The sequence below is a fragment of the Paenibacillus sp. FSL R5-0887 genome (assembly GCF_038002305.1).
In the GTDB taxonomy this organism is placed as follows: Bacteria; Bacillota; Bacilli; order Paenibacillales; family Paenibacillaceae; genus Paenibacillus_AQ; species Paenibacillus_AQ odorifer.
In genome coordinates, this window is record NZ_JBBOCE010000002.1 from 1,242,069 (window position 1) to 1,257,094 (window position 15,026).

At 43.5% G+C, this 15,026-nt stretch carries 10 protein-coding genes and 1 riboswitch; of the genes, 1 reads left to right on the top strand and 9 read right to left on the bottom strand.

The features are described from left to right. Positions 1 to 194: 194 nt before the first annotated feature. From MKY14_RS23475 to MKY14_RS23495, 5 genes are all read right to left on the bottom strand, one after another. Entirely contained in the window at positions 195 to 923 is a 729-nt protein-coding gene (locus tag MKY14_RS23475) for an ECF transporter S component (protein ID WP_036684891.1), read from the bottom strand. Continuing rightward, complete coding sequence (locus MKY14_RS23480; RefSeq protein ID WP_340977451.1) at positions 905 to 2,575, bottom strand: ABC transporter ATP-binding protein; 1,671 nt, start codon at positions 2,573 to 2,575, stop codon at positions 905 to 907. Before MKY14_RS23480 ends, MKY14_RS23475 begins: the two co-directional genes overlap by 19 nt. Next, the gene (locus MKY14_RS23485; RefSeq protein WP_076130087.1) at positions 2,548 to 3,438 is read right to left on the bottom strand and encodes an energy-coupling factor transporter transmembrane component T; all 891 of its coding nucleotides are present in this window, start codon (positions 3,436 to 3,438) and stop codon (positions 2,548 to 2,550) included. The genes MKY14_RS23480 and MKY14_RS23485 overlap by 28 nt, the downstream gene beginning before the upstream one ends. Continuing rightward, positions 3,438 to 4,427 carry a DUF4430 domain-containing protein gene (locus tag MKY14_RS23490; protein ID WP_076190128.1) on the bottom strand — a complete coding sequence of 330 codons (990 nt, stop codon included), beginning with the start codon at positions 4,425 to 4,427 and terminating at the stop codon, positions 3,438 to 3,440. The genes MKY14_RS23485 and MKY14_RS23490 overlap by 1 nt, the downstream gene beginning before the upstream one ends. A gap of 71 nt (positions 4,428 to 4,498) precedes the next feature. Then, entirely contained in the window at positions 4,499 to 9,169 is a 4,671-nt protein-coding gene (locus MKY14_RS23495) for an S-layer homology domain-containing protein (protein WP_340977452.1), read from the bottom strand. 163 nt (positions 9,170 to 9,332) lie between these two features. Further along, a riboswitch (cobalamin riboswitch) is annotated at positions 9,333 to 9,533 on the bottom strand. A 341-nt stretch (positions 9,534 to 9,874) separates the two neighbouring features. On the opposite strand from MKY14_RS23495, the gene MKY14_RS23500 reads away from it, so the two are divergent. Then, on the top strand, positions 9,875 to 11,596 hold the full coding sequence (locus MKY14_RS23500; RefSeq protein WP_076185095.1) for a cellulase family glycosylhydrolase: 1,722 nt from the start codon (positions 9,875 to 9,877) through the stop codon (positions 11,594 to 11,596). A 69-nt stretch (positions 11,597 to 11,665) separates the two neighbouring features. Here MKY14_RS23500 and MKY14_RS23505 read toward each other — a convergent pair whose 3' ends face one another. The 4 genes from MKY14_RS23505 to MKY14_RS23520 all read right to left on the bottom strand — a co-directional run bounded on the left by MKY14_RS23505 (position 11,666) and on the right by MKY14_RS23520 (position 15,007). After that, complete coding sequence (locus MKY14_RS23505) at positions 11,666 to 11,959, bottom strand: transposase (protein ID WP_076128620.1); 294 nt, start codon at positions 11,957 to 11,959, stop codon at positions 11,666 to 11,668. A gap of 21 nt (positions 11,960 to 11,980) precedes the next feature. Next, on the bottom strand, positions 11,981 to 12,562 hold the full coding sequence (locus tag MKY14_RS23510) for a hypothetical protein (RefSeq protein WP_076128618.1): 582 nt from the start codon (positions 12,560 to 12,562) through the stop codon (positions 11,981 to 11,983). A gap of 192 nt (positions 12,563 to 12,754) precedes the next feature. Further along, positions 12,755 to 13,705 carry a carbamate kinase gene (arcC, locus tag MKY14_RS23515; protein WP_076128616.1) on the bottom strand — a complete coding sequence of 317 codons (951 nt, stop codon included), beginning with the start codon at positions 13,703 to 13,705 and terminating at the stop codon, positions 12,755 to 12,757. A gap of 36 nt (positions 13,706 to 13,741) precedes the next feature. Next, positions 13,742 to 15,007 carry a tetratricopeptide repeat protein gene (locus MKY14_RS23520; protein ID WP_340977454.1) on the bottom strand — a complete coding sequence of 422 codons (1,266 nt, stop codon included), beginning with the start codon at positions 15,005 to 15,007 and terminating at the stop codon, positions 13,742 to 13,744. Between the last annotated feature and the right edge of the window lie 19 nt (positions 15,008 to 15,026).

Genomic DNA, 15,026 nt, shown 5'->3' on the forward strand with positions numbered 1-15,026 from the left:
TAGCCACTAGTTCCCCTCCCCCTTCCGGTAAAAACCGAAGCGGGAGGCGTTGAGCCTTTAGTTTGTATTTGTGTTTGTGTGTTGGTGTTTTGGAATTCGCGCTGATAGCAGCGGAGAGAACGGACTGATTGTGGAAAAGCGGAGCGTCCGCCAGCGTAAAAAGCGCACAGCGTCCAAAAGCTAACACCAAGAACCTAAGGCTCAATCAACCCATATTTCGTTTTTATCCGATCCAACTTCTCAATCATAGGATTAGCAATAAAAAACAAAAACACCACCGTCGAGATCGCATGCACCATATCAAACCAAAAACCTGAAATATAAGTGGTCATTAAAGCCGGCCATGAGAACTCTGAAGTGAACATCATCAGCGAGCCTATATTGATAATGCCTCCGTATACGAAAAACGTCGCTAAGCCTCCGAATATACACAGCGACAGCTTATTCTTTTTAAGCAGACCCTTCTTGAAGAAAATGCCCGCCAGGAAGCCAATGATGCCAAAACAAAACATTTGCCAAGGCGTCCAAGGCCCCTGCCCAAAGAAGAAATTCGAGACAAAGCCTGCAACAGCGCCAACCAGAAACCCTGCCTCCGCACCCAAGCTTACCCCTGCGATGATGACAATAGCAACCACTGGCTTAAACTGCGGCAACATAAAAAAGGCTGCGCGTCCCGCCACGGCAATGGCTGCTAACACCGCTATAACGATCAGCTCCCTCGCCTGCGGCTTCCGGTTCTCGAATACCATCGCAAAAGGAATCATCGTATAGATAACAATTAATAGACTGATAAAATAATACTTCCGATCATTTAGCACAAAGATGCCTAATAAAATCGTAGCTGGAATGACTATGAGGATTAGTAGTGCCGCTAATAAAGTTCGACGACTCAAACGACGATCCGTTATCTGCTTCTTTGACATAAATCAATCACACCCTCTATCGTTACTCCCTCATTCCATACATGACGCGCCATACGGTTGGCGGCCGTTGTATAGAAGCTGTTTCCCGCAAAAAACTTCTGTGCTTCATTCGTAGTGATGATACTTCCATCAAAAAACATGGCGCAGACCTCAGCGTATTTGGCACAAAATTCAACATCATGCGAGACCATTACAATAGTAACGCCTTCGGCATTGAGCTTTTGCAGGAATACGGCTAGCTTCTCTTTGAAGGGTCCATCCAGTCCTTTGGTCGGTTCATCCAACAGCAGAATCTTTGGTTCTAACAAAAGCACCTTCGCCAACGCTGCACGCTGTTGTTCTCCCCCGCTGAGATCATACGGATGCATGGAGAGGAGATGTTCCAGTTCTGCGAACTTTACCACAGCTTCAACTCTGGCGGTTTTTTCTTCCTTCGTCAAAGAGAGCTGGGATAACATTTCATATAAATCTAGCTCGACTGTTTTTTTCACAAATAAGGTTTGCGGATTTTGCGGGAGGATGCCCAGATTGTTAGTAAACAACGCTTTGGCATTCATCTTCGCAGGGTTGCTCCCGCCGATAAGAACCTTCCCTCTGTAGGGCTGAAGGATCCCGCTCATCAGCGACAGCGTCGATGTCTTCCCTGTTCCATTCCCGCCAACAATACAATAAAATTGCCCTTGCTTCACTTCAAACGACAAATCTTTAATGATATCCGGTCCATTTTTATCATATTTAAACCATACGTCCTTAAACTTTATGACTACAGGGCCGGCCTCTTTCGTGCTAGGCTGAGTTTCTGCCATCGTTGCAGGAGTCTTACCCTTTAGAAAAGCATCCAACCATTGGCGCCCTTCCTTCACAGTCACAGGCCACGCTAAGTCATGATCTACTCCTGCAACAATCTGCATCGGTGAGGGCATGGACAGAAACATCGGATGGTTCAGCTTACTTAAAGCCTCGCCCACCTTTTGCGGGGTATCATCGGCGATCACAACTCCCTCATTCAGCACAATCAACCGATCTGTAAGCGGAAGAACATCCTCTAGACGATGCTCGGTCATGATCACGGTTGTTCCCAGCTCACGATTTATTTTTTTGACCGTCTCCAGAAAATCGGAAGCCGCAATAGGATCTAGCTGGGAGGTAGGCTCATCGAGGATTAGAACCGAGGGATGCATAGCCATTATGGAGGCTAAGTTAAGCAGCTGCTTCTGGCCGCCTGATAACTCAGTCACACTTTTATGAAACCAGGTCTGGATCCCAAAAAAACTGGCCATTTCCGCCACACGCAGACGAATCGTAGAATGATCATACCCCAAGCTCTCCAGCCCAAAGGCAAGCTCATGCCATACTTTATCTGTCACTATTTGATTGTCCGGACTTTGGAGTACATAACCAATTTCCGCTGCCTGCGTTCTTTGATCGATCTCCTCTACAGGTTGACCCTTATAATAAATTGCCCCTTGGCGACTGCCATGTGGGGTTAGAATTGTTTTCAGTTGTCTAAGCAGAGTGCTTTTGCCACAGCCTGACTTTCCACAAATAGTAATGAAGTCTCCACTTTCAATCGTAAGATTAATATTCGAAAGAGCCACTTGCTCTTGTTCAGGAAAAGTAAAGCTTAGTTCTTCGATTCGATAGATTTCCATTTCATTGCCTCCACCATATTGATGAGCACTGGGATCATACATAACGCAAAATAAGCGATATATATAAGAATACTAAAAGGCGTAATTGCGCTCGCTTTAATCGACGGATAGAATCTCATGGTGTTCTCACCCATCACTGCCCCTACGGCTACCAGCGCAATTAAGCCTGTCATGATCAAGAGGGCTACTTTGTCTCGGGCATCTAACCGAAAGATAGAAAAGCTTGTACGGCCCGGCAATCCATACCCTCTCGATCTCATGGAATCCGCTGTCTCAATCGCATTTTCCAAAGCCCAGGTGGTCATAATGGAGAGGATCGTAATCCCATTCCGCGCACGCGCGAGGAGATTTCCCTGTGAGACATCCCGACCTATACATTTTTGAGCATTAGAAATCACCTTGATTTGCGCTAAATATCTAGGAACAAAACGAAGCACCATCGAAAAAATCAACGACAGTGCCGGCAGTATTTTTCCGAATATATAAATAAACTTATCCGAGGTCATCACGACGTTATAACAGGAGAACCAAATAATTACCGTCACAAACATACACGCCGCTGCCACGCCATAAAGAATCGATTCCTTCGTAATAGGGTTCCCGTTGTTTAAATAGAACAAGATCGTTACCCCTTGATGATTAAAAACAGGATTCATCACTGCCATAAACAGCAGAAAAGGAATCATGTAAAGCAGATTAAATCGGATGCCCTTTTTTCCTTTTAACATAATTGAGTAGGCTACAGCACTAATAAGGGCAATCACTTGAAATATAGGATGCATGAACACCATGCTAAACAGCAATACAACAACAAAATATAGAAAATTCACAAACGGATGAAAGGTAGAAAAGCTATCCTTCATTATTTCTGAGCTCCTCCTGTGGCTACATAACCACCCACATCTCGACCTAGATCACAAGTGTATACCCAATCAATGACATCGCCATCTTTGAGAACATAACGGCTACTGCCGTAGTTAGGGAACCAGCCATTTACTTTGTACATCCATCCACTGAGCTCTCCAGCGTCGAATTCATACAGATTATTTATGCCTTCAATATAATTACTGTTATAGATCGGCGTCATGCTAAATTCCATATGGATTTTATTCTTTTTCATTTCTCTTAGTAAAACATCAAACACAGACTCACCTTCATAAAAAGTTACCTTCTGCGCTTTATAAATGATACCATCTGCCGGCAATACTTCAAGCTTATCCTGATTAAAAATATCCATGTTATCTAAAATTGTTGCCGCTGAGACGGACAAGGTAGCCGTTAATTGCTTCTTCTTATCTACCGTTGCATCTTGCCATTCCACTGGTTTAGGTTTCCCGCTCGGCACTGGATCGGTAAGAAATTTATCCTTTTTCGGTTCCTGCTTGGTTTCTGTTGTCGCTACTTTTGAATCAGGTTTTGTTACGGGTTTTGCCGTCGCTTTCGTTTCCGGCACGGACGTTTTAGCCGCTTTCGGCGTTGCGGTCGGTTGCTTCGTTGCAGCAGGTTTTGTTGTTGCGACCGGTGTTACAACTTCTGTTGGTGCTGCAGTTCCTGTTGGTGTTACAGCTTCCGTTGGTGTTGCCGATTCATTTGGTTTTAGGGTTTCAATGGGCTTAGCTGTTTCACTTGGCGTAGCTGACGGTGTTATCTCTGTTGTCTCGGTAGCGATTGCCTCAGTGGGTTCAACATCATCATTTGTTGCGGAAGCAGTGTTCTCTGGCTCTATAACCTGTGTCTCAACGCTACTATTTGCGACCTTGTTTGGGCTCTTCTGGTAATCCCCGCCCCAAAAGAAGGCGATAGCCAATACACCTATGATTAGTATCGCGGTTAACCATTTCTTCTTGTTCATTTCTCTAGTCCCACCTTAAATAATAAGCAAGGGTATACACGCTACCCTTGCTTATCTCTCTAAATATAATTCTATTTGACGTCTGTCATATCATAAAGACGGGTCTGGCCATTAACGAGCCGATCATAGGAAACCAGTGCATACATCGCCTGATCCGTAGCCATAAGATCTACTTCTCCTGGTTGCGCGCCTCCATTGCCTACTCCACCCTGCTTCACGTGATAAAAACCACCTTCAGGTGCAGCAAAACTAAGCAATGCGTCTACTGCGGAATGTCCATTTTTAATAAATTTGGAATCCTTATGCGGGTCAATACCAAGGCCAGTTAAAGCTACAATCACCTGAGCGATGCTTTCGGAATTTGTAGATTCCCAGCTTGCAAAACCACCGTCTGCTGTCTGTGTTTTGGATAACCAAGCAATCCCCCGGTCCACAGCAGCTGTTACTTTGGCGTTGGTTTTGTAATAAGGCGTTAAGCCTTGAATGACCATCCCCGTGATATCTGGATCAGCCGCTGTAGCATTACTGCCTAGTGCCCATCCACCACCGCTGATCTCTCTGCCCAAAATATAATCAATGAGCCTCTCTCTAGTCGTCTGCGTCTTTACATCCTTAACCACTGGAATGTCGTAATGATTACTGTCCAGTGCAATGAGAGCAAACACAGGTCCGTTAATACCTTGCTTAATTACAGTATCAAAATCCGCGAGCGGTTCCAGTAGGTTATAACCCGCCACTTTATCAATATTTTTGTTGATTGAAGTTAATGCCAAAATAACTCTATCATATTCCGTATATTTTACGCTATGCAGCTTCCCAGCTTTTTCTTTAAGAGTTGCTTCTACATTCGCGTAGTACTTAGTGTAATAACTATCTGGAACCTTCACGCCTGAACGAGCCAGCCCGAACACTGTCCAGTCCCCGCCAACCGAGGAGATAACCGGGTTTGTTACTGTTTTTTGCAAAAAGGCAGCTGTGTTCTGAATATAAGAACTAACTGCTTTATTCTGAATAGTCGGACTAACCACTTTGTTCCCACTCTTATAATCATGGGTTCTAGTAGCTACAACAGCCGCCATTTCTCTAGTTACAAGCTCTTTAGGTTTAAATTGATTATCATCACCTAACATCAAACCAGTCGCAACAACGGTCTCTACATCTGCTTTGGCCCATGCCGATACGGTGTTGATATCTTTAATCGCTGTTCCTGGCTTCGTCGCCGGGATGGCCAATGCTCTGACGATAATTGCTGCCATCTGCTCACGAGTAATCTTGTCATTTGGCTTAAATTCATTATTAAAGCCTGTGATTAGACCTGCCTTATGCGCAGCATTCACATATGGATAGAACCAATCACCTAGAGCGACATCCTTATAGGTAATACCTTTATCACTCTTAATATCAAGTTCTAATGCAGAAACAAGAATCTTAGTGAACTCCGCTCTTGTGATATAAGCTTTCGGATTCACCTGACCATTATTACCTTGGATATATCCTTTTACTGTAGCTGTTTCAATCGCTGAATAAGCCCAGGAAGAGATCTTATCAGCATCTGTATACAGTTGTTTAATATCATTTGTCTGGTTAGGATCCTTAGGAGTCACTGTTGGAGATGGACTCACATTTGGATCAACGCCGGCTTCCGGATTAGTTCCCCCACCAGGAGCAGGAGCAGGAGTAGCACCAGGCTTAGGCGTTGGGGTTGGGGTTGGGCTCATAGTTGGTATCGGTGCATTTAGATCCACACCCAAATTCGTAGTATAACGCCACTGAATTCTGTCCCCGGAACTTAGGTCATATGAAGATGCTCCATAATTAGGATATTTCCCATTCACATTATACATCCATCCACTGCCGCTGCCATGGTCAAATTCCCCATCACCAGCTATGGATTCAACATATACACTTCCAAAGTCACTGTTCCAGGAATCTCTATAGTCGATACCGCGGCTATCCAGCACTCTTTTTAGTACAGACCACACTGTGTCACCAGATTGGAGCTCTACCTGTACAGATGGAACAACATATCCCTTATTAATCGTAAGCTTATCCACGGACAGGATTACATATGGTTTCGATGGAGTGGTTCCGCCACCATTGTTGCCACCATTTCCTTCACCATTTCCGCTACCATTACCGTTACCACCGTCGCCACCAGGTGTTTGTACTGCACTGGAAGCATACGCAATGTAGTCAGTGAAGTGATTGGTTTTTACAATTAAGTCATTTCCACTATCATAGGCATACTCAGACTTACCGCTTGCAAAACCTAAGTCATCACTTGCAAATTTTTGAATGGCATGAGGGGTGCCATTTTGAATATAAGCAGCTTCTTTTCCTTTAAGGTCCTTAAAGGTTAACGTAATAAATTGACTAAATTCTACTCTTGCACTACCACCCATGGAAAATGCTTGAAGAATGTTATCAAGCTTCTTGTCCCCAGGAATAATCTGATTCACACTATCTTTTAGTGCAGATTCTGCACCGGTTAAAGCTGAAATCAGTTCAATCGCAGAGGCATCCCCACTTGTAACTTTTGCACCCTTAGGAATGACTACAGATACGTTACCTTTTATGGCCTCTATCTGAGGAAGGTCGCTGTTACTTGGTAAATTGACACTAACCTTCGATTGATTTTCTTCCGAAATAGCTACTGTGATTTCTTTGTTGCTATCTCCAGTGCTGATCGGAACGATATAATCATTAGCGTCATTTGGGATTTCAACTTTCGGGTTCTCCCCAGAAGGTAACGGAAGTTCTTTCGGACCCTCTGGTTGCCCAGGCCCCGGTTCTTCTGGTTGTTCCAGTTGCACATCATTCATATCAAAGAGACGGTTGCTATGGTTGATCAGACGATCATAGGACACAAGAGCATACGTACCTTGGTCCGTTGCCATATTGTCTACTTTGCCTGTGAGGATATGCTTAAATCCACCCTCAGGTGCAGCAAAGCTAAGTAATGCATCAATAAGCGAATTTCCACTTTTAACAAATCTAGCGTCCGTGTGCGGATCTACGCCTACACCAGTTAAGGCTACAATTACCTGCGAGATACTCTCGCTGCTAGTGCTTCCCCAGCTTGTAAATCCGCCTTGATTGTTTTGGTTATCGGACAGCCATTGGATGGCCCGATCCACGGCAGCTTTTACATCATCACGGGTTGCATAATAAGGTGCAAGAGCTTGCATCGCCATCGCAGTCATATCGACATCGGCTTTGGTTACGCCTAATGCCCAGCCGCCAGCTTCTGCTGTACCTTTTTTAACCTCTTTATCTAAAATATACTGAACTAGTTTTTCTCTTGTGGTCTGTTCTGTAACTCCATCAACTACAGGAATCTCATAGTTATGGCTATCTAACGCGATCAGAGCAAAAATCGGACCATTATTGCCTTGCTTTTGGATATATTGATAATCAGCGAGTGCTTTTCTCAGATCATATCCCGCAACATTTGTGATATCTTTTCCGATAGAGGTAAGTCCTAATATTGCTCTGGAATTCTCTGTGCTTTTATTGGCGTCGAGTTTTCCATCCTCTTTAATGGTTGATGCTATTTTCGTAGCTACATTGTTGTAATAAAGATCGTAATAACCGTTAGGTACTGTATAGTTCGCCCGTGCCAGAGAAAGGATCGACCATTCTCCGCTGCCTGTTCCAAACGTTGGATTCTTTACAGTATTTAAAATATAAGCAAGGTTTTTATCTAACTGTTGTTTGACGGCAACTGTAGTTTCCAGTTTGTAAGTAACCTGATAAGTTACATTTGTTTTGTTTCCAGCTCCGTCAAGAGCCGTTACAGTAATTGCATTACTGCCTGAATTCAGAGTAGCTTTGTACTCCCCATTTGCAGGTGATAAAGTAACTCCATTCAGCTTCACTTCTGGAGTAATGTCACTATATACATTGTCTGTGACAGCTACTTTGAAGCTTATTTCTTTATTGGATACTTCCTGTTTATCTTGTATGCCACTTACTGTAATAACAGGGGGTTCTATGTCTAATGCATTATTAAGACCGACAAGCGCATGATCTACACTTATTTGAGAGCTTGCCATGTTTTCGAGCACGGAATAGGCTTCATAAACTGCCGATTGCACTACTGGTCTGTCCAAAATAGTTTCTTTATTAGGGGCACTGTTAATCTCGGCGATTTCCGCAGTTAAAGCATCCTTATTGGCAAGTTGAACTGGGATTTCCCCCCAGCCGCCAAGATCAGAACCATAGCCATAAGTGGTGAACTGAGTTCGAATGATGTCACCGTCTTGAGGCTTATAATCGGTCATCCCAAACGGAGGAAACACATTATTTACTGCATACATCCAACCCGACATGGAGGTGTAGTCAAACTGACTTAACCACTCTGAGTCTGCTTTAGTGCCGACTGTATTCCCATCGGCTGAAATCATATCTAAAATATATTGTGGAATATTGACTTCGCTTCTGCCACTATCTTTAACTTCTGATAAATAAAAACCACTATCTATATTTCCTAAATATCTATAATTCCCATCACCTAGCGCACGTGTTATTAAAGATGCGCCATTATCGCCTTCATAAATCGGAACTTTAATAGGTTCCTTAATATACCCTTGGCCTAAGGTGAATTTCTCCACGGATACAGATACATACCCTTTAAGGGTAGAGCTTGCTCCATCTGCTTGAGCCGGGATTACACTTGTAGAGAATGTCGTAATAAATACAGCTACAATAAGTAACCACGCTAAAAACTTATTTTTCTTCATTTTTCCATAACCCTTCCCTTCATACCTATGATAAAAAACAGAATAAACTTTCTCATAACCACAAAAAAACCACTCAACATAAACGTCAAGAGGTTAAGATAGTGAACCACAATAATAGCTGGCAAACACTATTCAAGCACCTCTCTATCGATCGTAGAGTTTGATGGTGTAACAGAAAAAGGCAGATATTCTGGCTCAAGTATCATCACCCTTGCTGCCTTCCCAGTTTCCCAGTGGCATTTTGCAAGGACTCCTCTTTCACAGCGGCGGGACCGCGCGGGATTCACACCCGCTTTCCATTTAACCAATCTATGATTGTACTTCCGCAACATTCATAGTTGGCACCTATTTCTAATTTTAAATTTTCATGCTTCATCATATCTAATATATATGCTTTTGTCATGTTATATTTCTTTTTTGTATAACGGGCAGCTAGAGATAATCCTATTGAATAACCAATTTCTACGAGTAGGGTTATTCAAATAATTTCTTTATCCAACTGTGGGGTAAATTAATTTAAATCACTAATTCTTATATGAATTTACCACAAATTAGTAAGGTACTCGCTAAGTGTATTCTATGTTAGGGTATATTCAGAAAGCGTTTACAAAATAAAACTGGAGGTGTTTGTGTTCATCTAACCACCGAGTACAGCGTCAAAGCCAGGTCCAAGCATCCTAAATTTATCTCACAAAGGAGAATTCAATGACTACGCGAATCCAGAAATCCTTCTTATCATTGACACTTGTCACCGCTCTTCTGCTCTCTCTGTTCTCATCCATGGCCGCAGCTGCAACTAAGGACGAGCAACAAGCTAAGGCAGCGCCAAAGAGTAAGATCCAATCCTATGTAGACGAAATGCAGCCCGGATGGAACCTTGGCAATACTTTAGATGCTACAGGTGAGGATGAAACCTCCTGGGGCAATCCACGTGTGACCCAAGATCTTATTAAAAAGATCGCCGCTCAAGGCTATAAAAGCATTCGGATTCCTGTGACCTGGGATACTCACATGGGTGCGGCACCAGACTATACCCTAGAAAAGGCCTACCTCGACCGTGTGGAAGAAGTTGTCGGCTGGGCACTGGACGCCAAGCTTTATGTCATGATTAATGTCCATCATGATTCCTGGCTATGGGTAAGCCATATGGAAGAAAAACACGATGAAACGCTGGCGCGTTATGATGCAGCCTGGACTCAAATTGCCGATCGCTTCAAGGACAAATCCGATAAGCTGATGTTCGAGAGCATAAATGAGCCTCGGTTCACCGATGGTGGAAGCACAGACGAAGCAAAAATGGAGCAAATGCTTACTGAACTTAATAACTCTTTCTATCAAATCGTGCGGAAATCCGGTGGGAAAAACGACCTCCGCCCACTTGTATTACCTTCATTAGAGTCTTCACCTACGCAAACAAGAATGGATCATCTCTATAAGACGATTACGGCTCTGAACGATCCAAATATTATTGCGACCGTTCACTTCTATGGCTTCTGGCCTTTTAGTGTGAACATTGCCGGCTACACCACGTTTGAAAAAGATACAAAAAACGATATCACTCAAACTTTTGATAACGTTTACAATACATTTGTAGCTAAAGGCATCCCTGTCATCGTCGGCGAATTTGGTTTATTAGGTTTCGATAAAGACACGGGTGTGATTGAACAGGGCGAGAAGCTTAAATTCTTTGAGTATCTGACTTATTATTTGAAAGAAAAGAAAATGACTTCCATGCTCTGGGATAACGGGCAGCATTTCAACCGTAAAACTTATAAGTGGTCTGATCCTGAACTCCACAATGTATTAATGTCTGGTCTGAAGGAGCGTTCCTCCAGCACCGAAAGCGATTTGGTCTACCTAAAAAAAGGTGCACAAATCAAAGATACCAAGGTTAAGCTAAACCTGAACGGCAATAAGCTAACCACCATTAGTGCCAACGGAAAGTATCTGACCAAAGGTAAAGATTACACCTTAAATGGTGAGGAGCTTACCCTCAAAGCCAGCCAACTCAAAAAGCTCACAGCTTCCCAAAAATACGGTGAAAATGCCGTGCTGACTCTGAAATTCAACAAGGGTGTTGCGTGGAGACTTAAGGTCATTGTGTATGACACAGCTAAATTAAGCGATGCAAAAGGCACGACTGAATCCTTTGCCATTCCGACCACCTTTAATGGTAACCAGCTTGCCACAATGGAAGCTGTGTATACCGCTGGTGGCAATGCAGGTCCGCAGGACTGGACTCCATTTAAGGAATTCGGCAATACCTTCTCACCTTCTTATAACACTAAAGAAATCAAGCTGCTTCCCGCGTTCTTTAAAGATGTTAAAGACGGCGAGGTTATCCTGAAGTTCCACTTCTGGAATGGGGATATTATCACCTACAAGATCACGAAGAGCGGAACAAACGTTGTAGGAAAGTCCTCTTAAGCATCGGTCCTGTTAACAACACAAATAGGGGTGTCCCTTCAGGGAACATCCCTATTTGTATTCTACCTATCACATATAAACCTCATCATACGAAATTATCATCAATCGATAAATTAAATATACGCCAAGATAGGCTCCGGTAATAAGAAACATTGGATTCAAAAATATCGCATGGATCGAGGTCATAAACACAGCGCGATCTCTTAATATCTCGTAAATCGCCAAGGCGGAAATATTTCCAAAGATAATCGCACTTAAGACCGAAACAACATTAAAAACCATACGCCACTTTATCGATTTCCCCTGTAACATCAGCATAACAATGGGAACAAGAATACTACCAAGTACGATTAGAAATTTCATCCAGCTCACCTCGGTAAATTTTTAATCGTCCAATTCCACACTTTCGATTTGTCCATCTGCATTTACCGTCCACTCGATTTCAACGCCATTATTCAATCCGAGCTTGTCTTCATCTTCAATGACTATATGATCAGGAATCGTTAAGGTTTGCTCTTTACCGCCCTCCACTTGAACGGTAACCTGTTTACCCTTAACCGCAGTGATCCTTCCGTCATATTCAATCTGCTGCAAAACAATCTTTTGATTCGGATCTGTAATGGTGACCCGCTTGCCTCCGTCAGTTAGCAGCTCAACCTTTTTATGATAGTTATCTTTTAACGAAACCTCCTTGATAACTCTCTGAACGCTAACCCCCTCTGGAAGTTTCCCAGTATTTGAGCCGGGTGACGCAGATGTTAGAGGTTGTTCTGTTGCGTTATTCGTAGGTACAGGTGTAGTAGCTTCTGCAGAAGGTGCTGCGGTTTCTACTTGAGCTGTTGGAGTAGGCACTTGAGTCTCATCCGCTGCTTTAGTGCATCCACTTAGCAATACCGTACATGCACAAATACAACAAAGAATTGTAGCCCTGGTAAAACGTTGTGTTGTTCCTTTATTCGATATCATCTTTTACCCCCGCATTTTAATGTATTTTTTTCTCTATAGTGGACATAGTTTTACCTCTTATCTTCCTTTTATTCACCAGAATATGGCCATCTGAAAGCAACAGTTAGATAACAATTCATGAATATGTCAAAAAACCGCCCTGATTTAGATCAGTGGCGGTCTCCATGAAATGATGAGATAAATTAGATCCTATTAATTTACAATATGTGTGCCAGCCTGTTGGCTCATCGCAGCTTTCATATTTTCCGGATTGGTAATGATAACTCTGCGTCCCTCTTTTTTCAAAAAGCCAAGACTTGCTTCAATTTTAGGCTGCATACTGCCAGCAGGAAAATGACCCTGCTCCGCATATACCAACATTTCTGCCGCTGTAACTTCTTCAAGAGCCTTCTGCTCAGGCGTACCGAAATTCACACATACCTGAGGAACTCCTGTTGTAATGATAAGAGATTCTGCATCGATCTGTTCGGCCAGCAGACTTGTAGCAAAGTCTTTGTCAATGACTGCATCGATACCTTCGTAGGTATTATTTTCGGTTTTGATCACAGGAATCCCGCCTCCGCCAACAGCGATTACCACATAACCCGTCTCAATGAGTGATTTAATGACGTCTTTTTCAACGATATCAATCGGCTTAGGCGATGGAACAACACGGCGGTAACCTCGTCCTGAATCCTCAATGATGACCCAATCTGGCTTGGCACGCTTCATCTCCTCTGCTTGCTCAAGCGTGAAGAAGGAGCCCACTGGTTTCGAGGGAGACTGAAAATTCGGATCATTTTTGCTAACCTCGACCTGAGTAATGACTGTGGCAACCTTTTTGTCTAATCTGCGATGAATGAATTCATTTGTTAAGGCCTGCTGAATTAAATAGCCTATGCCCCCTTGCGTGCCCGCCACGCAATTGACCAGCGGAGTAACATCCATTCCAGTGACTTCCGAAGCCACCTCGCTTCGTCTCAGCTCGAATCCAACCTGTGGACCGTTGCCGTGAGTAACCACCACATCGTTGCCTGCTTGCACCAGATCAGCGATATTGACAGCAATTTCACGTACTGCTTCAGATTGATCCTCTATAGAATCGCGGCCATTGTCTTTCACCAATGAATTACCGCCAATGGCTACAACTATAAATTTACTCATTCCATTCCTCCTGACGGATCAGTTGATCCTCATTTATTAGCGTTTAAGGGCCAGCTGAAATTGTTCCTTCGCGGAGTGAAAATCCGGATTGGCAGGATTATAGCTGATAGCAATATCTATTTCTTGAATCGCCGTTTCATGATCACCAAGTAAACCAAGTGACTGTGCCTTATGATGATGATATAAAGGATTGCTCGGATCGTTAGCAATTGCGTTCTCAATCGCCTCAACTGCCTCTTGATGCCGGCCAAGTGATCTCAAGCTGTTCGCCTTATGAAACGAGAAATCATACCGTTCAGGCTGCTGTTCCAGAAGCTGATCCATAACTTTAACCGCTTCCTCATGCCTGCCCAACTCTCTTAAATAATTGGATTTATGATAGCGGAAGAAGCTTTCGCCAGGATCGCGTTCTATCACTTTGTCATACTCTGCTAACGCTTGCTCGGATCGCTTCATCATTCGGTAGGCATTTGCGGTATAGAAATAGAAATCAAGGTCATCCGGTTCGATAGTAAGTGCCTGTTGATAGGCTGCCAAAGCTTCCTCATATCTCCCGAGTTCCCCTAAGAAGTATCCTTTATAGTAATAGAAGTCTGAATTATTACTGTCCTCTTGCATTGCATGTTCCATAACCAAACTTGCTTTCCGGAAATCCTCTGCCCGAGCTAGCTCTTGAGCGCTTTGAATACTTGGATGAATCGTTAGCTTTTCTTTATTGAGAATACGGATGACCCTCTCCTGACCCAGCTCTTCTGCATGCTGCAACGATGATTTGCCGTCACGATCCGGCAATTGAACATCCGCTCCAGCATCCACCAACAACTGAATAATATCAGAGTATAAACGGCCACCATTCCCGAGAATTACTGCCTCCAACAAGGCAGACCATCCCAGATTGTTCATATGGTTAACTGCAACACCTGCTTCCAGGCATTTCTGAACAGTTCTTAGATACCCCTTCTCGCTGGAGGGGAGCAGTGTAGTTCCCCCAAAACGATTTACACTGGTTGTATCCGCACCTGCGGCAAGAGTTAAAGACAGAATCTCATGAAATCCATTGGCACCGGCACACAGGTAGGGTGATAACATAGTGATATCTCTTGCATTCACGTCACTGCCTGCTTCAATCAGCTTTTGAGCGAGAGGAATATGATTTTTTTGCGTTGCCGCCATCAGCGCAGTACGACCACTGGCATCCTTATGATGAACATCGGCACCACGAGCTAAAAGCTGTTCTACGGCAGCTAAATCCCCGCGATCCGCTGCTTGAATTAAATCTTCTGACAGAGTTTGATTAGTCATGGCTCTAGCTCTCCTATTT